At 38.9% G+C, this 21,080-nt stretch carries 19 protein-coding genes; 4 read left to right on the top strand and 15 right to left on the bottom strand.

Annotated features, from left to right (window positions below; translation table 11 throughout):
- Nucleotides 1-24 precede the first annotated feature (24 nt).
- The 7 genes from mscL to ABVM49_RS09260 all read right to left on the bottom strand — a co-directional run bounded on the left by mscL (nt 25) and on the right by ABVM49_RS09260 (nt 10,042).
- On the bottom strand, nt 25-459 hold the full coding sequence (gene mscL / locus ABVM49_RS09290) for a large-conductance mechanosensitive channel protein MscL (protein WP_035325136.1): 435 nt from the start codon (nt 457-459) through the stop codon (nt 25-27).
- 114 nt (nt 460-573) lie between these two features.
- Nucleotides 574-1,881 (bottom strand): MFS transporter, encoded by a 1,308-nt coding sequence (locus ABVM49_RS09285; protein WP_405201617.1) that lies wholly within the window; start codon nt 1,879-1,881, stop codon nt 574-576.
- A 63-nt stretch (nt 1,882-1,944) separates the two neighbouring features.
- On the bottom strand, nt 1,945-2,766 hold the full coding sequence (locus tag ABVM49_RS09280) for a M48 family metallopeptidase (protein WP_021778560.1): 822 nt from the start codon (nt 2,764-2,766) through the stop codon (nt 1,945-1,947).
- 40 nt (nt 2,767-2,806) lie between these two features.
- A complete protein-coding gene (locus ABVM49_RS09275) occupies nt 2,807-5,209 on the bottom strand; it encodes a glycoside hydrolase family 31 protein (RefSeq protein ID WP_380032855.1) in 2,403 nt (800 codons plus the stop codon).
- Nucleotides 5,210-5,380: 171 nt separating this feature from the next.
- Nucleotides 5,381-7,297 carry a 1,4-alpha-glucan branching protein GlgB gene (glgB, locus tag ABVM49_RS09270; RefSeq protein WP_405201616.1) on the bottom strand — a complete coding sequence of 639 codons (1,917 nt, stop codon included), beginning with the start codon at nt 7,295-7,297 and terminating at the stop codon, nt 5,381-5,383.
- Nucleotides 7,297-8,565: a glucose-1-phosphate adenylyltransferase gene (locus tag ABVM49_RS09265; RefSeq protein ID WP_405201615.1), complete on the bottom strand. Its 1,269-nt coding sequence runs from the start codon at nt 8,563-8,565 to the stop codon at nt 7,297-7,299. Before ABVM49_RS09265 ends, glgB begins: the two co-directional genes overlap by 1 nt.
- Before the next feature lie 31 nt (nt 8,566-8,596).
- On the bottom strand, nt 8,597-10,042 hold the full coding sequence (locus ABVM49_RS09260) for a glycogen synthase (RefSeq protein WP_405201614.1): 1,446 nt from the start codon (nt 10,040-10,042) through the stop codon (nt 8,597-8,599).
- Nucleotides 10,043-10,264: 222 nt separating this feature from the next.
- On the opposite strand from ABVM49_RS09260, the gene msrB (ABVM49_RS09255) reads away from it, so the two are divergent.
- From msrB (ABVM49_RS09255) to lpdA, 3 genes are all read left to right on the top strand, one after another.
- A complete protein-coding gene (gene msrB / locus ABVM49_RS09255; protein ID WP_038597101.1) occupies nt 10,265-10,744 on the top strand; it encodes a peptide-methionine (R)-S-oxide reductase MsrB in 480 nt (159 codons plus the stop codon).
- 5 nt (nt 10,745-10,749) lie between these two features.
- Nucleotides 10,750-11,139: a peptide-methionine (R)-S-oxide reductase MsrB gene (msrB, locus tag ABVM49_RS09250; protein ID WP_405201613.1), complete on the top strand. Its 390-nt coding sequence runs from the start codon at nt 10,750-10,752 to the stop codon at nt 11,137-11,139.
- A 126-nt stretch (nt 11,140-11,265) separates the two neighbouring features.
- Nucleotides 11,266-12,642, top strand: a complete 1,377-nt coding sequence (gene lpdA / locus ABVM49_RS09245; protein ID WP_405201612.1) for a dihydrolipoyl dehydrogenase — start codon at nt 11,266-11,268, stop codon at nt 12,640-12,642.
- Between the two features lie 70 nt (nt 12,643-12,712).
- On the opposite strand, the gene aroQ is transcribed toward lpdA, so the two are convergent.
- Both aroQ and ABVM49_RS09235 read right to left on the bottom strand, forming a co-directional pair.
- Nucleotides 12,713-13,135: a type II 3-dehydroquinate dehydratase gene (aroQ, locus tag ABVM49_RS09240; protein ID WP_405201611.1), complete on the bottom strand. Its 423-nt coding sequence runs from the start codon at nt 13,133-13,135 to the stop codon at nt 12,713-12,715.
- Nucleotides 13,136-13,246: 111 nt separating this feature from the next.
- Nucleotides 13,247-13,855: a porin family protein gene (locus ABVM49_RS09235; RefSeq protein WP_405201610.1), complete on the bottom strand. Its 609-nt coding sequence runs from the start codon at nt 13,853-13,855 to the stop codon at nt 13,247-13,249.
- Between the two features lie 148 nt (nt 13,856-14,003).
- On the opposite strand from ABVM49_RS09235, the gene xerD reads away from it, so the two are divergent.
- Entirely contained in the window at nt 14,004-14,906 is a 903-nt protein-coding gene (gene xerD, locus ABVM49_RS09230) for a site-specific tyrosine recombinase XerD (protein ID WP_405201608.1), read from the top strand.
- A 70-nt stretch (nt 14,907-14,976) separates the two neighbouring features.
- Here xerD and ABVM49_RS09225 read toward each other — a convergent pair whose 3' ends face one another.
- The 6 genes from ABVM49_RS09225 to ABVM49_RS09200 form a co-directional block, all read right to left on the bottom strand.
- Complete coding sequence (locus ABVM49_RS09225; RefSeq protein WP_405201607.1) at nt 14,977-16,290, bottom strand: M24 family metallopeptidase; 1,314 nt, start codon at nt 16,288-16,290, stop codon at nt 14,977-14,979.
- Between the two features lie 93 nt (nt 16,291-16,383).
- Nucleotides 16,384-16,875 carry a hypothetical protein gene (locus ABVM49_RS09220; protein ID WP_035325148.1) on the bottom strand — a complete coding sequence of 164 codons (492 nt, stop codon included), beginning with the start codon at nt 16,873-16,875 and terminating at the stop codon, nt 16,384-16,386.
- Between the two features lie 72 nt (nt 16,876-16,947).
- Nucleotides 16,948-17,661 (bottom strand): hypothetical protein, encoded by a 714-nt coding sequence (locus tag ABVM49_RS09215; protein ID WP_405201606.1) that lies wholly within the window; start codon nt 17,659-17,661, stop codon nt 16,948-16,950.
- A gap of 135 nt (nt 17,662-17,796) precedes the next feature.
- Nucleotides 17,797-18,897, bottom strand: coding sequence for an AMP-binding protein (locus tag ABVM49_RS09210; RefSeq protein WP_021778546.1), 1,101 nt, complete (start codon nt 18,895-18,897; stop codon nt 17,797-17,799).
- A 57-nt stretch (nt 18,898-18,954) separates the two neighbouring features.
- Entirely contained in the window at nt 18,955-19,869 is a 915-nt protein-coding gene (locus tag ABVM49_RS09205) for a CPBP family intramembrane glutamic endopeptidase (protein ID WP_405201604.1), read from the bottom strand.
- 3 nt (nt 19,870-19,872) lie between these two features.
- Nucleotides 19,873-20,907, bottom strand: coding sequence for an o-succinylbenzoate synthase (locus ABVM49_RS09200; protein ID WP_405201603.1), 1,035 nt, complete (start codon nt 20,905-20,907; stop codon nt 19,873-19,875).
- Nucleotides 20,908-21,080: the final 173 nt, after the last annotated feature.

The following is a 21,080-nucleotide window of genomic DNA, read 5'->3' as shown; positions in this document are numbered from 1 at the left end:
TTATTGGACTGTTATACAAGCAATTTATGACTCCTTATGTGATCTAAGAATCTTGTTTTGCTCTTGCATTAGGTGTTCAATATTTGCTAAGAGTTCAATGTTTTTTGGTGTTTTTTCTTCCGTATTTTTTGGGTCCTCAGATTTTTCTTTAAATCTGTTAATCCCTTTTATGACTATAAATATAGTCAAAGCTATGATAACAAAATCTATCCCCACCTCTATGAGCTCACCATAGCCTATCGCAACTACATCTGCCTCATTTTCGGCATCTCGTAAAATGTACTTACGCTCTCGTAGGTTTATGCCATCGGTAAGTAAAGAAAGTGGTGGCATTACCACCTTTTTTACAATGGTATTTACCACATTATTAAAAGCAGTACCTATGATGATACCCACAGCCATATCTACCATATTACCTTTTACGGCAAAATCTTTAAATTCTTGTATAAAACTCTTCATAGTATATAAATGTTAGAAAAACGCTTCAAGCCATTCTAGGCTGTTTAATAAACAGATTAATTGCTTGCAAAGATTGTTTTGTTGTACGCTTTCGCGAAAGCGGAAACCTTATGTTTATTTATTCTCTTTTGGGACTCTGTACAGAAGCACTACTCCTACTGCAAAAAACAGTATAAGAAATACAATAGAGTAACGCATACTCCCAGTAATCTCTTCTATAAAACCATATAAGAACATCCCGATGATGATCCCTATTTTTTCGGCAACATCATAAAAGCTAAAGTATGATGTCGTGTCTTCTGTCTCTGGTAAAAACTTTGCATACGTAGACCTTGAGAGTGATTGTATGCCCCCCATCACAAGACCTACAAAACCAGCAGTAATGTAAAACTGGAAGGGTGTATATACAAAGTAGGCCCAAGCACAAATTACAATCCAGATCACATTAATAATGACCAGTGCTTTTATATTACCCACACGTGCCGAAAGTTTTGAAGTAAGTATGGCACCCAGTACTGCCACAAGTTGTATTAAAAGTATACTCACAATTAATCCCGTCGTGCGCTCGCTATCACTCCCCCACTCTAGTTCTTGCTCTCCAAAATATGCTGCAGCAAGCATCACTGTCTGTACCGCCATACTGTATACAAAGAAGGCAATAAGATATTTTTTAAGACGTAGCTGGTCTTGCATAGAAGACCAAATAGCTCTTAGCTCCTTAAAGCCATTAAAGAACACATCTTTGGTAAGTTTTCCTTGCGCTTGATTTCCTTGAGGTAAATAAGCGTACGTATACTGGCTAAAACCTATCCACCAGACACCAGTAAGCACAAAGGATAAGCGTGTAGGGAAACCTTCGTCTTCAAAACCAAATGTTTCATACCCAAGTATCATTGCTAGACAAGCTATAAGTAGCAACACACTCCCTATGTAACCTAGGGAATACCCTTTTGCACTTATCTTATCGTGTTGTTCTGGATAGGCTATATCTGGCAAGTATGAATTGTAAAAAACGAGACTCCCCCAAAAACCTATAAGTCCCAGGGCATATAACGTAAGGCTCAGATATATATGCTCAAGGCTAAACCAGTACAAACCTATTGTAGAGAAAGCTCCTAGATAGCAGAAGAGTTTTAAAAAGAACTTTTTGTTACCCAGATAATCTGCCACACCAGAGAGTATGGGAGATATGATAGCCACGACTAAAAAAGCAATGGCAGTGGTGTAAAAAATAAGCGGACTACGACGTAACATCATCCCAAAAACCTCAATCTCTTCTATACCTGCTCCTCTAAACAGCGCACCATAAAACAAAGGGAATATAGCAGATGCGATGACAAGACTGTATGTAGAGTTTGCCCAGTCATAAAACGCCCAAGCGTTTAATAACTTCTTATCGCCTTTTTTGAGTTGTTCTTTCATAGCACTAAAATAAAAAAGCTGTGCGAGTGCACAGCTTTTTAAACTATATATTATTGTAAATTCTTATTTGAAACTTGTCACTCCAAACTTTGCTGCCTCTGCTCTTGCCATAGGCGCTTTTGCAGTAAGGTTTGCAATACGCGAGTCTGATGACGGGTGCGTGCTTAATATTTGTGGTGGTGCTTGACCTCCACTAGCAGCTTTCATACGTTTCCATAACTCTGCAGCCTCATCTGGGTTGTAACCTGCTATTGCAGCAATTACAATACCTATCTCGTCTGCTTGTGTCTCGTGACTACGTGAGAAAGGAAGCATACCCCCTACTTGTGAACCTACACCGTACAGTTGCATTATCTGTTGTTGCTTGCTTTGCTCTTGCCCACTTACTGCTACTGCAGTGGCTACGGCACCAAATTGCTGTAACTGTGCAGCACTCATACGCTGTGCACCGTGATCTGCAAGTGCGTGAGCAAGCTCGTGCCCCATCACCATTGCAAGACCTGTTTCAGACTGTGTGATAGGTAATATACCTGTATACACTACAATTTTTCCACCTGGCATACACCACGCATTTACAGCTTCGTCTTTTACTAGGTTATATTCCCAGCGGTAATCTTGTAAATAACCTGGCTCTCCCAGAGCCGTAAGATAACGCTCTGCAGCTACAGCAATTTTCTCACCTACACTCTTTACCATATTTGCATCTGCCGTACCGGTGATGACATTATTTTCTGAAAGAAAGGCATCATATTGTTGAAAAGCCATCGGAAATAGCTGATCGTTACTTACGAAGTTAAGTGTCTTTTTTCCTGTAAAAGGGCTCGTCTTACAAGCACATACTAAGAGTACGGTCATTATAAGAACAAATGTATTTTTAAGTTTCATTGTAATAAGGTTTGATATTCTTTATAAAAATACACAAATGTTAAATACCGCTTAGATGAAGCTCTGTGAAATCTTTCTTAATGATTAAAGCACAGGCTTTCGGGTCAAACTGCACATCTTCCATAGAAATCACTTCATTATCTAACTCTATAGTCGTTATCTCAAATGGTAATCCTATGAGGTGAATTCTAAAGGTATCATATGTAGTGATAAAGTCACCACGCTTGTGTTGCTGTATAATCCAGTCTTTTTCTCTACCTACCATTTTAAAAGTGCGGTAACTGTAACGATCCTTTTTATAATCGTATCCATCTTGAGCATCTTCATATAATTTTGAAGCATTTTTACCAAGACCGTAATACACCTCAAGTTCTACTTGCTCTATCTCGAGCTCACCTACATATTGCTGTATAGGGTACTTAGGTAAGATAGTTCCTTCTTTTACAAACATTGGGATTTCATCTATATCTGCATCTACCCATTGCTCCTTACCTCCTTTTACAGGAGTTTTTGTCCAGTAGTTATACCATTCTCCTCGAGGCACGTACATACGCCTACCTTTTGCATTAGGTTCTAAAATAGGACATACAAGGATGTGGTGCCCAAAGATAAACTCATCTGTACGATAGTGCGTTTGTGCATCTTCTTGATCAAAATATACAAGAGGCTTTAGTAAAGGGGTTCCCTTCTTTATATACTCATAAAACATTGTATATAAATATGGGAGTAACCTATACCGTAAACTTATAAACTTACGTGCAATGTCTGTCACACCTTCATCAAAAGTCCACGGCTCTTGATCACCGTGATGACCAGAAGAGTGTGTTCTACAAAATGGATGAAAAACACCTAGCTGTATCCATCTTGCATATAGCTCACCTGTAGGCTGCTCTGCAAAGCCTCCTATATCTGTTCCGGTAAAGCTCATACCAGAGATACACATACGCTGTACCTGTATATTTGCTACCCATAGGTGCTCCCAGCTTGCGATATTATCTCCCGTCCAGCTACTTGTATAGCGCTGTGCGCCAGAGTATGCAGATCGTGTGATTACAAATGGTCTCTTAGGGTAGGCAAATTTTTTAACACCCTCATAAGTGGCTCTCGCCATCTGTGTACCATAAATGTTATGTGCTTTATTATGACTACAAGGGTGCCCATCATAGTTATGTCTCACATCTGCAGGAAAGGTTTTTCCTGGAACCTCCATCACTGCAGGCTCATTCATATCATTCCAAACACCTTTTACACCTACTTCTTGTATGAGTTCTTTAAATAATCCAGCCCACCAGTCACGTACTTCAGGATTTGTATAATCTGGGAAGTTACACTCACCTGGCCATACTTTACCTTTCATATAAGGACCATCTGCGCGTTTACAGAAGTAGTCATTTTCTATTCCTTCTTGATATACCCAGTAATCTTTGTCTATCTTAATACCTGGATCTATTATAACGACTGTCTTAAAGCCGTCATCTGCAAGCTCCTTTACCATACGTTTTGGATCTGGAAAGTAATCTTTGTTCCAAGTAAAACATCTCCACCCGTCCATATAATCGATATCTAGGTAAATACCATCACAAGGTATTTTAAGTTCTCTAAACTTATTTGCTACCTCCTTTACATTACTTTCTGGAAAATAACTCCACTTACACTGGTGATAACCCAGTGCCCATAATGGTGGCAGCTCTGGCACTCCTGTTAGGTTAGTATAACTACCTACTACATCTGCCATTTCTGGGCCATAAATAAAGTAGTAATTCATCTCACCACCTTGTGCCCAAAAACTTGTTACACCCATACGCTCTTGACAGAAGTCAAAAAATGTTTTAAATGTATTATCGAAAAATATCCCGTAAGCTCTCTTTTGAGTAAGACCTATATAAAAAGGAACCGACTTATAAATAGGATCTTGATCCTTGCCAAAGGCATACTGGTCTGTCGCCCAGTTGTGCACTCTCTTTCCTCTTAAGTTTGAGTGCATAGGCTTATCACCCAGCCCATAATAGGACTCTGCGTGTTGTGCCTTTTTACTCATTTTTACAATATTCCCTCCGTATTCAAAGCTCTCCTCAAAGTGAAAACCTAACTCATCTTCATTTATAAGATTACCTTCTATGTCAAATATGGAAGTTTGTAAACTATTTTTTTCTATCCTTATTTTGAGCTTTGCAGTATGCACAAAATAATAAGCATCATCTTCCTCAAGCTCGAGGTGGTTGTACCCTCGTATACCATCTTCATCTATCGCATAAGAGAAGTCTGGCTCAAAGACACCACCTGTTCCAAAACGAAATCTAATCACACTGTCACGCAATACCGTGAGCTGGAGAATTACTTCATTTTCGGTTGTAAAATATAATATATCTGCATCCTTCTTAAAATCAACGACTTTATTTGGAAACTGGTTGCCTTTTTGCTGCAACTCTGTATTTGTAATCATATTTCTAAAATTTGGAGATTTCAAAATAAGGTTAACTCTTTGAGTTACCTCGCTAATACTTAAATACTTATTAACTCTAACGTTTTCGTACTATAATAAGCTACGTTGATTTCCGCTTTCGCGAAAATTATATCACATTCAATCTCTTTTAACCCTATTATTATGGCATTATTAATCTGCCTTTAATTCAAAAATCACTCCCGATAAGGGCGGTACTGTAATAGATGTACTATGTGTTTTTCCGTTCCAGCCTTCGTTTATAACAGTTAGGTCTACATTTTTATAAGCCCCTGTACCCGAAAACTCTAACGCGTCACTATTGAAAATTTCGCGAAAGCGTCCAAAAAATGGTACTCCAATGCGGTAATCTTCTCTCGGTACTGGTGTCATATTAAACACGCACACAATTACCGTTTTTGGGTCATTACCCTTACGTATGTAACTCAGTACGGCATTCTTACTATCATCGTGAGCAATCCACTCAAAACCTGCGGGATCAAACTGCTTTTCATACAGTGTAGGTGTACTTGTATACAACCCATTTATAGCTGCAAAGGCCTTTTGCATATTGCTGTGTATTTCATAATCTAGCACATACCAGTCTAACTGATCTTGAAAATTCCACTCTGTACCTTGTCCAAACTCGCTCCCCATAAAGAGTAACTTTGCTCCTGGATGAGTATACATATATGTGTAGAGTAATCTAAGGTTTGCAAAGCGTTGCCACTCATCACCAGGCATACGCCCCAATATAGAACCCTTACCATATACCACCTCATCGTGTGATAATGGTAGCATAAAGTTTTCTGTAAAACCATAGGTCATTGAGAAGGAAATCTCATTGTGATGGTGATTTCTGTAAATAGCATCTCTCGTAAAGTAGTTAAGTGTATCGTGCATCCACCCCATCATCCACTTCATACCAAAGCCTAAGCCTCCAGAAAAGACAGGCCTGCTCACCATAGGAAAACTAGTAGACTCCTCTGCTATAATCTGAATATCTGGAAAAGCGCCGTAGAGCGCCTCGTTGAGTTCTTTTAGCAATGAGATAACGGCTAGGTTTTCTCTACCTCCTTGATCATTAGGTTCCCACTCTCCATCTTCTCTACTATAATCTAGATATAGCATAGATGCCACTGCATCTACCCTAAGACCATCTACGTGGTATTGCTCTAGCCAGAACATTGCGTTACTTATGAGAAAACTACGTACCTCGTTGCGTTCATAATTAAAGATGAGTGATTTCCAGTCTTGATGATATCCTTTTTTTCTATCTGGATGCTCGTAACAGGCTGTCCCATCAAAGTTACCCAGCCCGTGCGGATCTTCTGGAAAATGTGATGGCACCCAGTCTAAAATCACACCTATATCACTTGCGTGCAAGGCATCAATAAGTGTCATTAATTCCTCTGGATATCCAAATCTTGAGGTAGGTGCAAAATAACCAGTTACTTGATATCCCCAGCTAGGGTCATATGGATACTCCATAATAGGCATAAACTCTACGTGTGTAAAGTTTAGCTTTTTTACATAGTCTACAAGTGCTGTTGCTAGCTCTGAGTAACTCAGGCTGCGATTACCCTCTTCTTGCTTGCGTCGCCAGGAGCCCAAGTGTAGCTCATAAACAGAAATAGGCGCATCTAGGCCGTTGTGTTTATGACGCTTGTCCATCCACTTTTTATCCTTCCAGGTGTGGTTTGTTTTATAAACTACAGATGCTGTTTGTGGAGGGTGCTCTGCTCTACGTGCATAAGGATCTGCCTTTTCTGTCACGACACCGTTGTGCGTAGCGTGAATTTTATATTTGTATAACTCTCCGTGGCCGATACCTGGTATAAAGCCTTCCCAAATACCGCTACTATCCCAGCGCACGTTAAGCTTATGCTCTCCGTCTTGCCAGTGATTAAAATTTCCTACTACAGAAACTTGTTGAGCACTAGGTGCCCATACTGCAAAGTAGGTTCCTTTTACACCCGCTCGCTCGCAAATGTGGCTTCCCAGTTTTTCATATAGTTTGTAATGCTTACCAGATTTGAATAGATCAACATCAAAATCTGTAAGCAAGCTATGTGCTAGTACGTTGCTCATTAAATAATAGTTCCAGAAGGTATGGTAGCTCCGTTTCTAATCACAACAATACCGTCACGCACCACGTAAGTATCTGTCTCTATATCCTTGAGGTGCTTGCCACCAGTGATACGCACGTCGTCACCTATTTTTGCATTTTTATCTACAATACAATTGGTAAGAAAACAGCGATCACCTATCCCTACGTGCGGTACTCCCTTTGCTCTGGCTTGATTGATTTCTTCTAGATCTAGAAATCTATTACTTCCCATTACATAACAACTCTCTAAAACAGTGCCTTTTCCTATACGTGATCGTATGCCTATAATTGAGTTCTCAATACGGCTGCCGTGCACGATACTCCCTTCTGCCACGATAGATTTTTCAAGCGTAGTTCCAGAGATTTTTGTGGGAGGTAATACACGAGGTCGTGTAAGAATGTTTTGCCCTTTGTTAAATAAATTAAACTTTGGTAAATCTGATGTGAGATCAATATTTGCTTCAAAAAATGAATCTATATTTCCTATATCTGTCCAGTATCCCTCGTAGGCATAGCTTAGCACCTTGTGATTCTCTATAGACTGAGGAATGATTTCTTTACCAAAATCATTTGTATCTGTTCCCTCTAGCAACTCGATAAGTAAATCTTTATTAAAGATATAAATACCCATAGAGGCTAGGTAGTGTTTACCCTGTGCTGCCATAGCATCTGAGACTGGTGACTCCCAGTCTGGAAGTAGATCTGCAGATGGTTTTTCTATAAAGGATGCTATGGTATTATCTTCGGCAGTTTTGAGAATCCCAAAAGAAGTAGCGTCTTTTGCATTAACAGGTAGTGATGCGATACTAATCTTTGCATCTGCTTCTATATGCGCCTCAAGCATAGCATTAAAATCCATCTGGTACAGCTGGTCTCCAGAGAGTATCAATATATACTCAGACTCATATCCTTTAAAATGATGTAAACTTTGCCTTACCGCATCTGCAGTACCTTGAAACCAACCCTTATTATGCGGTGTTTGTTCTGCTGCAAGTATATCTACAAAAGCCTCAGAAAAGTAAGAAAACTGATAGGTATGTTTGATATGCTTATTAAGCGATGCAGAGTTAAACTGCGTGAGCACAAACATTCTCTTTATATTAGAATTTATACAGTTTGAGATAGGGATATCTACAAGGCGATACTTCCCAGCAATAGGCACGGCAGGTTTTGAACGCTCTGCTGTGAGTGGATATAGTCTTGTTCCTTGACCGCCTCCTAATATAATGGCTACTACTTTTTTATTCATTTCTAATCGTTTTTTGAGGTTGGATTACTTGCTATTTTTTTATTGACTTGCCTGTTTTTACTGCTACTGGCTTAGGTTGTAATTCTTCATAGAGAGTCACATAAGTTCCTGCTGTATTCTCCCAGCTATGATCTATCTCCATCATTTGTTTTTGATTTGTTTTAAACTGTTTCTCTTCTCTAAAAAACACTTCGGCTCTGCCTATGCTATAAACAATATCAAACACAGAAGTCTGGTCGTGGCATAGACCGTGACCACCATCTCCTATATCTACCACTGTATCTTTAAGCCCTCCGGTACGTCTTACAATGGGTACACATCCATAACGCAGGCTATAAAGCTGGTTAAGACCGCAAGGCTCTACTCTACTAGGCATTAAGAGAAAATCTGCTCCGGCATAAACCTGGTGTGACATACGCTCCTCATACCCTATATGGGCATTAAACCTTCCCTTATGGGTAAATTTTAATTGTTCTAACTGTCCCTCAATCTCTGGTGCCCCACTACCTAGTAAAATGATGTTTATATCATACTCATTGAGCGCTTGCTCTATGGCTTCTGGAAGCAAGTCTGCTCCTTTTTCCCATACAAGCCTGCCTATAAACCCAAAAAGCGGTTTTGTGGCATCAAGTCCAAACTCTTCACATAAAGCTTCTTTATTTGCTTTTCTACCAGAAGCTCTTGATCTAATGGTAAAATTTTTAACTAAATATTCGTCTGTTTTGGGATTCCAAGTTTCAGAATCTATACCGTTGAGGATACCTACGCATTTTTGAGACTCGCTTCTTAGTAAACCTTCCAGTCCATTTGCCTGCTCTTTTAATTCTTCCATATATGATGGAGAAACCGTGTTTACTCTCCAGGCGCATTTTATCGCAGCAGCCAGAGGATTAATCTGTCCATACCAGTCGAGGAGTCCGTACCTGCTTTCGCGAAAGCGTGGTAACATCGCAACACCGCTTTTATCAAAATTACCTTGATACTGGGCATTGTGTATGGAGAGTACTGTAGGGACAGACATTAACTTGTCAAACGCAGGACAATACTGCATCATAAACGGTATAAAACCTGTGTGATGATCGTGGCAGTGTACCACTTCTGGTAAGTTCTCAAAGGTGAGTATCCATTGCAAAGCCACACGCTGGAAAGCAATAAAACGCAGCGCATCATCTGGATGACCATACACGCCAGCCCTATCTGTAAGCCCTTGCACGCGTATCACAAATAGCGGGAAACCCAACTCATTATCTACATCTATAACTTCTGCTAGGTACGTTGTGCCATCTACTACAAGTTGGTGCGTAAAAACCACTCTACCGGTAGCGCGCTCCACCCACGTTGTTTTGTAATAAGGCATAATTACGGCAGCCTTGTGGCCTATACGGTTTTGATATTTGGGAAGTGCTCCCACAACATCTGCCAGACCTCCTACTTTTGCAACAGGATAACACTCGGCGCTTATGTGAAGTATTTTCATAGAGAGATTGTTAGTTATAGTCTTGTTAAATTTAACGTAACTATTTAATCTATAGGCATCCTTTGGCTTAAAATATGGTTAAATACGTCAATCTTTTGCTATTTCTACGCTTCCGCGAAAGCATACACCCTCACAGTTACATTTAAGGGATGTAATTTTCTGAGTTCATTAACGACTCACTTTATAGCTTTACAGTAACTTTACATAAAAAAAGAACATACGATGAAAAAGGTATTTATTTTAATGGCATTTGCAGCACTATTTACAAGCTGTAAGGGATCTGCTCAAGAGACTAAAAAAGAAACTTTTGAGGTAACAAAAACAGATGCTGAGTGGAAAGCGCAACTCACCCAAGAGCAATATTATGTGCTACGCCAGGCGGGTACAGAACGTCCAGGCTCTAGCCCACTTAACTATATAAAGGAGGCAGGCACCTTTCACTGTGCTGGTTGTGACACACCACTTTTTAAAACAGCACATAAATTTGACAGTGGTACAGGCTGGCCAAGTTTTGATAGAGGTATAGAAGGTAACATAGCTTACAGTACAGATCGCAATCTAGGGTATACCAGAACAGAAGAGCATTGTGCTACGTGTGGAGGTCACTTAGGTCACGTTTTTAACGATGGACCAAAAGCAACTACCGGAAAAAGACACTGTATAAACGGTGATGCACTTGTATTTGTACCATCTTCAAAATAAGAATAATGGCATATTCTATACAAAAAACCGAAGCAGAGTGGCTTGAAGAATTAGGGCCAGAGCGTTATAAAATATTACGAGAGAAGGGGACAGAACGTCCTTTTACGGGCACCTATAATTTACATAATGAAGAAGGTGCCTATCACTGTGGTGCTTGTGACCAGAAGCTATTTGAAAGTGCAAGTAAATTTGACAGTGGTTGTGGGTGGCCTAGCTTTGACGAGTCTATACCTGGTACGGTAGAGTATGTACGTGATACCACACACGGTATGATACGTACAGAGATATTATGCTCAAACTGTGGTTCACACCTAGGTCACGTTTTTGACGATGGACCTACAGCTAGCGGGCAGCGCTATTGTGTAAACTCATTAAGCTTAGATTTTGAAAAATAGCACTCTAAGTAAATGAACTTAAATTAATAAAAAACCGAAGGTAAGAGCTTCGGTTTTTGTGTTTTATATATGACGGGATAATCCGTATTTTTGATCTCCAATAATTAGACTTAAAAAATTCTAGATATGAGCAAATATGATGTAATCGTTTTAGGAAGTGGTCCAGGCGGATATGTAACAGCAATACGTGCAAGCCAGTTAGGCTTAAAAACAGCGGTTGTTGAAAAAGAAAGCCTAGGAGGCGTTTGTTTGAACTGGGGATGTATCCCTACAAAAGCACTTCTTAAAAGTGCTCAAGTTTTTGAATACCTAAACCACGCAGAAGATTATGGTCTTAAGGCTACAGGTGTAGATAAAGACTTTACAGCAGTTGTAAAACGTAGTCGTGGTGTTGCAGAAGGAATGAGCAAAGGTGTTCAGTTCTTAATGAAGAAAAATAAAATAGACGTCATCAATGGTTTTGGAAAAATAAAGCCAGGTAAAAAGATAGATGTAGACGGTAAAGAATATAGCGCAGACCATATTATTATCGCAACGGGAGCTCGCTCACGTGAGTTACCTAACCTTAAACAAGATGGTGAGACGGTAATAGGATACCGCGAGGCAATGACACTTAAGGATCAACCTAAATCTATGATTGTTGTAGGTTCTGGAGCCATAGGTGTTGAGTTTGCAAGCTTTTATAACTCAATGGGTACAGATGTGACAATTGTAGAGTATATGCCTCACGTTGTACCAGTAGAGGATGAGGATGTTTCAAAACAATTTGAACGCTCTCTTAAAAAAGCGGGTGTAAAAGTAATGACAGGGTCATCTGTAGAGAAGGTAGAAAAAACTAAATCTGGAGTAAAAGCAACTGTAAAGACTAAAAAAGGAGAAGAAACACTAGAGGCAGATATCGTTCTTAGTGCTGTAGGTATTAAAACTAATATCGAAAACATAGGACTAGAAGATGTAGGTATCGTTACAGATAAAGATAAGATCATTGTAAACGACTGGTACCAGACTAATATGCCAGGTTACTACGCGATAGGTGATGTAACTCCTGGACCTGCACTCGCACACGTTGCCTCTGCAGAAGGTATTACTTGTGTTGAAAAAATCGCAGGTATGCACGCCGAAAAGATAGACTACTCAAACATCCCAGGATGTACTTATGCATCTCCAGAGATTGCATCTGTAGGTATGACAGAAAAGCAAGCAAAAGAAGCTGGTTATGAACTTAAAGTGGGTAAATTCCCATTCTCTGCTTCTGGTAAAGCAAGTGCTTCTGGTGCAAAAGATGGGTTTGTAAAAGTAATCTTTGACGCAAAGTACGGAGAGTGGCTAGGATGCCATATGATAGGAGCTGGTGTAACAGATATGATTGCAGAGGCTGTACTAGGTCGTAAACTAGAAACTACAGGTCACGAAGTACTTAAAACCATTCACCCACACCCTACTATGAGTGAGGCTGTGATGGAAGCCGTGGCAGATGCTTATGATGAAGTAATTCACCTATAAGCCACTTATATTTTAACAACAAAAAAAGCCTCGCAATGCGAGGCTTTTTTATGTTCTACTAACTGGATTGTTATTGTTCCATTAAAAAATTCTCAATTGCAAGATCATAGCTTTTAAGCCCAAAACCTACAATGACACCCTTAGCATACTTAGATAAGTATGAGTGATGTCTAAACTCCTCTCTCGCAAAAGTATTTGAAATATGTACCTCTATCACCGGTATAGAGATAGACGCCACTGCATCTCCTAGACCCACAGAGGTATGAGTATAAGCCGCGCCATTAAGCACTACCCCATCAAAGCTTTCATTTGCCTCGTGCAATTTTGAGATAAGCTCACCCTCTATATTACTTTGATAATAACTAAGCTCCGTGTCCTTAAACCTAAACTGTAATTGCGTAAAATAATCTTCAAAAGTTTCAGAACCGTAAATTTCTGGTTCGCGCTTCCCTAGCATATTAAGATTAGGGCCGTTTATTATAAGAATTTTCATAAAATATTGTTGTGATATACGCTTTCGCGAAAGCATAAAAATACAGTAATCTCACGCATAAAAAAAGCGCCTCATATCGAGGCGCTCTTCTACATTTATCTCTATTAATTTTTAAAATGCAAATCCAGCTCCTATCATAAATACTCTATTACGAGCGTCTATGTCAAAACCACCCAGATCTTCACTACTAAAAACGTCAGAAAGACCTAAATTATAACGTGCATTAAAAAACAAACCATTGTTTAATTTATAACCTAAACCACCTACAACGCCAAAATCAATAGTGTTTATGGCATCACTATTAAAGTTTATATCGCCAGAGTCGCCATCAGGATTAGAATCAATCTCGCTGTTTATGTTAAACCCTATTTGCGGCCCTACTTCACCATAAAACCCATCTACAAAATAATATTTTGCGAGTACAGGCACATTTATATAGTCTAGTTGAAACTCTATATCATCTGCATTGTCATTGCTTTGGATATCATATCCTTGCCCTGAATAATACACCTCTGGCTGAAGTGAAAATTTATCTGTTAATGGCACCTCTACAAAGCCTCCTATATGAAAACTTGTTCTCGCATCTGGATCATCAAAATCATCACCTCCTACGGTTGCAAAGTTAACGCCTCCTTTTGCTCCAAACGACACCTCATCTTGAGCCTGAACTGTTACTACAGAAAATAAAATGGCACTTGCTACTACAATTAATTTTTTCATTTGATTTCTTTTTTAAAGTTTATACAAAGCTACCCAGCGAGTTGTTAATATGGTGTTACGCCCATTGTAAACAGTTGTTAAATGAATTTTACGTTCAAAATGCCTTAATAGGTTTTAAAAGTTAATGTGAGGTTGTATTTTCACTTACGTGAAATGGGAGACCGCAATAACTAATTATAAAAATTACCTACGCATAGAGCGTAGCCTGTCTGACAATACCATAGACAATTATGCCCGTGACCTAAAAAAGCTCACACGCTACCTGGAGCAACTAGACAAGCCTATAGACCCTTTACAGATTACACGTGAAGATTTGCAAGAGTTTATATATACCATTGCAAAAGAAGTTCAAGCGAGATCACAAGCACGTGTTATCTCTGGTCTTAAAGGTTTCTTCAATTATCTCGTATTTGAAGATTATCGCACAGATAACCCCATAGAACTCATAGAATCGCCAAAAATAGGTCGCAAGCTACCAGACACCTTATCTGAAGAAGAAATAGACGCCCTTATAGACGCCATAGACCTAGGTAAACCTCAAGGAGAACGCAATAGAGCAATGCTAGAGACACTTTATTCTTGCGGGCTTCGTGTGACAGAGCTTATCTCTCTTAAACTTTCTGATCTATACTTTGAAGAAGGTTTTATAAACGTTGTAGGTAAAGGAGATAAGCAACGTTTTGTCCCTATAAGCGAGCATACCCAGAAGTATATTAATATCTATCGTAACGAATTACGCAATCACATAGATGTAAAACCAGAGCACGTAGATGTTTTATTTTTAAATAGACGTGGAAGACAGCTCACCAGAGCTATGATTTTTACCATTATAAAAGATCTTGCGGTCAAGGCGGGTATAAAGAAAAATATAAGTCCGCATACGTTTAGACACAGCTTTGCTACCCACTTGTTACAAAATGGCGCCGACTTGAGAAGCATACAGCAAATGCTAGGTCACGAGAGTATCACCACCACAGAAATCTATATGCACGTAGACCGTAATGACCTCGCCCGTGAGATGGCAAAATTTCACCCACGTGGTAAAGAATAGCTAGACTAATCACTTATATTATATGGTATGAAAAAGGTATTGCTACGCTTTCTCGAAAGCGCACTTAAAACTAGTCTACAAGCATAAGTTCTTCTTGTCGTCCAGAGACGTATCTAAAACCGTCTTCGCCCCAAAAGCCTGCTTCTTCTAGCATAATACGTATGTCTTTATTCCACTCTGGTATTTTTACCGTCGTGTTAAGCTCTATGGCGTAGCCCGTATTTTCATAAAGTGGGTAATCACCAGTACCGGGCACACCACCTTGAGAATCCCACATACCTATAGTAGGCCCCGCAGCGTGACCATACATCCCTAGCGGATGCGTATAAATAGATGGTCTCAAGCCTGCTTCTTTACCTTCTTTAAGTGCAGCGAGTAAAATCTCGTTACCAGATCTACCCGTTTCAAAATTTGAGGTAAGTATGTCTTGTATCTTATTACCGTCTTTAAAGGCTTTTATTAAGAAGTCTGGCGCTTTTGACTCACCGTCCTTTGGCACATAAGCGTGCTGCTGGCAGTCTGTATTGAGACGCAAGTAAGTGATCCCAAAATCACAATGTATTAAATCTCCCTGTTGTATAATCTTACCCTCTGGCCTGTTTGAGAAAGAAACGATGTGACTCTCTAGCTTCTCTTCTGAGCGTTGTATATCTACCGTAGGGTGAAACCAGGTCTCAAGTCCCATATCTGTAACGCGCTGTCTTAAATACCACACCACATCATCTGTACTAGTTACGCCTGGCGTTATAACCTTTGCACTAAAGGCATCTTTTATAATATCGTGTGTTATATCTACTAGCTGCTCAAAGTAGCCTACCTCTAGAGCAGTACGAGTTTCTAACCAGCCTACGGCAAGCTGCTCTGCAGAGACTACTTTTGCTTGTTGTGTAGGAGTTAGTCTACTTATAAAAGCATCATAATCTGTTTTTACAATACCATCTGCGAGTCCATAATTATCTGAGTAGTTGAGACCTATTTTAGAAGGGTTACGTTTTTCTATAATCTCTAGTAGTCGCTGCCACTGGTCTGGTTGCTTTTCTTTATCCCAGGCAGAGATAATATTTTTACCCACATTATAACGAGCTACTGCTAGTTTTTCTATCGTGTTTGCCTCTTTATCTCTGTAAAAAACTAAGATTGTTCTCCTACGTGCATTGAGCCAAGTAGATGGTAGCATTGTTTTAAGTACCGGATCTTCATTATACTCCCTAGAGATAACCACCCACATATCTATATCTGCACGATCCATAAGCTTAGGGAGTAAGTTATTAAACCTATCTGCCAGCACCTCATCTATTACCGTTGCTCTATCTCTTTCTGATAAAACTTGACTGGTGCTAATGGTTGTTATAAATAAAAGAGCGAGTACTATTAATCTTCTCATAAGGTGATCTGTTTTATGGACTTAAATGTACTAAAAACAAAAAGGAGCATTTAAAAAAAAATGCTCCTTTTTATAAACTGAGATTAATAAATACTATTTACCATCGTCGTCTTTATTCTTTTTACGCTTTTTCTTCTTGCGCTTCTCTTGTCTTTTCTCTTTATCGTATTTCTTTTTTTCTTTACCAAACTCCTCTTCGGTAAGGATTTTTTCTACTTGCTCTTCTGTAAAAACTTCTTTTAAAGACGTTTCAAATTTTTTGCGCTCTGCATTAATAAGCTCTCTTTTTGCATCAAATTTGAGATTCTCATCATACCCTATATCTACTGTGGCTGTATAATAATCTTTGAGGTAACTTTTAAGCACTTCTTTTGTAAAGACATCTATATCAAGTATTTCTTGATACATATCTGCACGTTCTATACTAAGTAAATTTACGTCTGGCTTTTCTGGTTCTCCAGCGTCTTGCTGTCTTGCAGGTGGTGAGTACCCACGTTGCCCTCTCTGTATACTCCCGAGGTTTTGTGCATATATGGTAGACGAGCCAGCGATTAAAAAGATAAGTGCGAATAAACGAAAATTCATTGTTCTATATTTTGTGCAAATATGCATATTTATTTTTTCTTTTCTCTTTTCAATAATGATGCCTAACTATTTCTAATCCTTAATTACATCTAGAATTTCTGGCAAAATAGTAAGTGCCGTGAGTGCAATAGCACCCCCTAGATTTTTGTGCTCTGCTGCTTTTGCTTGCTTGCGTTGTGCTCTTTGCGCTTGTCTCTCTTCTTTTGGGGTTGTTGTAACCTTGGCTACCTCAACCTCTTGTGCTACAAGATTTGTCTCACTTACTTTTTTATAAACGCTAGTAACAGACTTTGCTTGTGCTGGCTCTTGATGTACGCCACTACCACGTATCATTATCACGTTACTCACTACATCTTCATCATAATTTGCTTCTGTAAGATCATATGCCAGTGCTATACCATCTGCCCCACTAACCTCTTTAAATGCGCCAGAAAACAGCTTCTGCACGCCTTCCTCTATCACTTTGCTTACACTTACCTCTGTAAACGGTAACACAACTGCACTAACAGCACCATAGGTTCCTATAGCAATTTTATCTTCTGGCTCAAGTCTCTTTGTGAGTAGTTTTACACCTTGCTCAATATAAAATTTGTGATCTTGATGTATACCTGCACTGCCCGTCTCTACAAGTATATAAACCTGAACCGGATCATCTGCCGGATAATTATCTGCCGCATAGGTGATTAATTGTTCGGCTTTGAGTACAGTTGTTTGGGTTTGATCTTGAGTCTGCGCAGTCATTTGCATCATTACAAAAAGGACTACTGCCTGTGCTAGATATTTCATACTTGCTTGGTTTTAAATTCAGTATAAACTTATCTCAAATGTAATTTACACCCTATTAGTAATGAGTAAACGAGCCTTTGTGTTGAGTAAAGTGGTATGAATGTGATTACGCTTTCGCGAAAGCGTACTTAAAACCTATATCGTATCTAGGTATTTTGTTAAGGTCTGACCTCGCTGAATTTTACCAGTACTAGTGCGCTGAAATTGAGGAACCGAAATAATTTTACGAGGAAACTCATAAGGCTTAAACACCTTCATATCTTCTTCACTAATGTGAAAATCGTATGGTTCTTCTTGCTCTACAAAGAGAACTAACTGTTCTCCCAGACGATCATCTGGCATACCTGTAATGAAGTAAGGTACATCTATATAGGTAGCTAGTTTTCCTTCTACTTGCTCTGGATGTAATTTAACACCACCACTGTTAATGACATTATCTATGCGACCTAGCCAGATAAATTTTTTATAGGTTATAATTTTTACAATATCATTAGTCACCACAGGATCTGAGCTCACGTACGGTGCTTTTATTACTAAGCAACTGCGCTCATCTGCCTCTATAGTTACTTTATCTAGTACTTTAAAAGGTATAAGGCTGTCTTTATTCTTTTTTGAGTTGACACGCCTCGCGGCTATATGAGTTACGGTTTCTGTCATTCCGTAAGTTTCATAAATCTTTGTTGCGAGTCCCTGCACTCTACTTTTAAGCGCTGGTGAAATTGCTCCTCCACCTACAATGAGTTTTGAGAGCAGATGCAATCTAGACAGGGAGTTATCTAGTTGAAAAGGTGTCATTGCACAAAAGTCGTATCTCCTATAAATATTATCTAACGGATTTGACTTAGGTTGTGCCATATCAATACGCCAGCCTAAAACCATTGCTCGTACAAGCATCATTTTACCTGCTATATAATGTGCTGGCAAACATAAAAGAGCTGTGGTTTTTTCATAAACATCAAAGTGCTTTGCCGTAGCTCTAGCACTATTAATCATATGAAGCTTATCTATTTTAATAGGCTTAGGGTCACCAGTAGAACCAGAAGTTTGTACGGTTACGTACTTCTTTTTATCAAGCCACTCTAGTAAAAACTCGCCTACAGACTCCTCATAAGGTTCTCCTTCTTTTATAAAACCATAGGCCTGCGCCTTGAGCGTGGCCTTAGTATGAGAAGATCCGTTAAGTTTAAACTTAGGGTGCAAAAATTTATGTCTATCTGTTGCATATAACATATGCATTAAAAATAAGTCTTACTTGTAAAATATAAGTTAGTAAGATGTAAACCTTGTATTAAATTATGAAATACTAGTGGCTGGTGGATGTACTGCACCTGTTAATTTTTCTTTCCAGTTAGACCATTTATATTTTTTGGCTAGTATGAAAAGAAATATAGGGTAGACTATAAGTACTGGTAGTACGAGCTCCACACCCGTATCTGCCTGACCTACAGATTTAAAAATAGCATCTGTTTGCAATGCTGAGTACTCATAGGTAAGTAATGTTGCTGCTAGTAAGTTATTACCAAAATGAAAACCTAGAGCTAACTCCATACCATCATCCATAAGTGTCATTATACCTAATAGCAAGCCAGTACCTATGTAGAAGACCATAGTGATTGCCCCCAGCTCTGCCACTTCTGGATTTGCCCAATGAAAAATACCAAAAAGTACCGATGTCAATACAAGTGGGAACCACCTATTGCGCGCCATTATACCTACTTGTTGCATCACATACCCTCTAAAAAGGTACTCCTCTAGACCTATCTGAAAAGGAAAAAACACTAAACCTATAAGAACAAGTATACCAAACTTAGAACTATCAAACTGTAATACATAATCTTCTGGTGTCATATAATATACAATCCCAAAACTTACCACTGTATAAATAAACACCATCATAAAGCTAAACTGTATACGACTCCAGTCTACTTTCTTTCTTGCTGTTGTTAAGCTTAATATACTGCGTTTATGTAGTGCCCACACCAGTAAAAAGAGCACTGCCAGAATGGGAATAAATACGGCAAGATTAAATGCGAGCAATAAGTTTTTTGACTTAAAAAGTCTCATCATATCATCCATCGCAGCTTGCGGGTCTACATCTACAAAAAGGAAAAACAACAGGTTTGATATAAAAATACCCATTGTAAGTATGCAGGTTATGACAAATTTCCAAGTTTCGTTTTCTCCTTTATAGGCTTGTTCTATAAACATAAATTATATTTTAAAATCCCAAGATAGCTCAGGGTTCATTTTTAAGGTCCCGTTTGTTACTTCTAGTGGCGAAGATATATTATTTGTAAATAGGCTCCCCGTGCCTAGACCTTGAGGTCCTTGCGCACCTAGCTTATACGTCCACTGGGCTATGGCATTAAGCCCTATATTACTCTCAAGAGCAGAGGTTATCCACCAGCCTATGTCGCGATTATTTGCAGCTTCTATCCACTCCTCGCTTCCTTTAAATCCTCCTACAAAGCTAGGTTTTAAAATTATATATTGTGGCTTAATACTATCTAGCACCTTGTGCTTATCTTCAAGCTTTGTTACACCTATTAACTCTTCATCTAGTGCGATAGGTACTGGCGTACTTGCACAGAGTGCAGCCATATCATCCCATTGCTTTGTAGCGATAGGTTGCTCAATAGAGTGTATCTCAAGAGCTGCAAGTTCTTCTAATACACTTTGAACCGTTTCCTTTGTAAAACCTCCATTTGCATCTACTCTTAATGTAAGCTTACTTGCACTGTGATCTTTACGTATGGCAGATAGGATAGCTAGCTCTTCTTTAAAATCTATCGCTCCTATCTTCATTTTAATGCAATTGAAACCTTGTGCTATTTTTTCTGAGACTTGCTCACGCATAAAGGACTCATCTCCCATCCACACCAAGCCATTAATGGAGATTGCTTCTTCACCTCTTGTAAATGACGAGCGATATATATCATAAGGATTTTGTGATTTAAGAGACATAAATGCCATTTCTACACCAGCTTGTATACTGGGAAAATCTCTTAGTGCTTCCCATAATTTATCTGGACCCTGTGAGATGTGATCACACGTCCATTTAAGCATAGACTCATATTCTGGAACATCATCATAACTAAGACCCCTTAAAATACCGCACTCCCCTACACCATAATTGTTACCATCTTGTATAATTAAATACCAGGTCTCTTTTGTGCTTAATACACCTCTAGAGGTGCCACTAGGTCTTTTAAACTCTAGTATATGTTTTTTATAGCTTGCTTTCAAAAGTCAATTTTTATCGTAAAAATAGCTATTGAAGTCCACTCTTAACGCTAGTATGAGTAGACATTATTAGGTTTTAACCTAATAAAAATCGCTCTTTTAACACCGTTATACTATGTGTGCATAGTTTAATAAATAGTTATCAAGAACAAATTTTTGATTCCAAAAATTGTATT

The organism is Dokdonia sp. LLG6352-1, assembly GCF_045055815.1.
Taxonomy (GTDB): domain Bacteria; phylum Bacteroidota; class Bacteroidia; order Flavobacteriales; family Flavobacteriaceae; genus Dokdonia; species Dokdonia donghaensis.
This window is presented reverse-complemented; position numbering and strand designations above follow the sequence as displayed.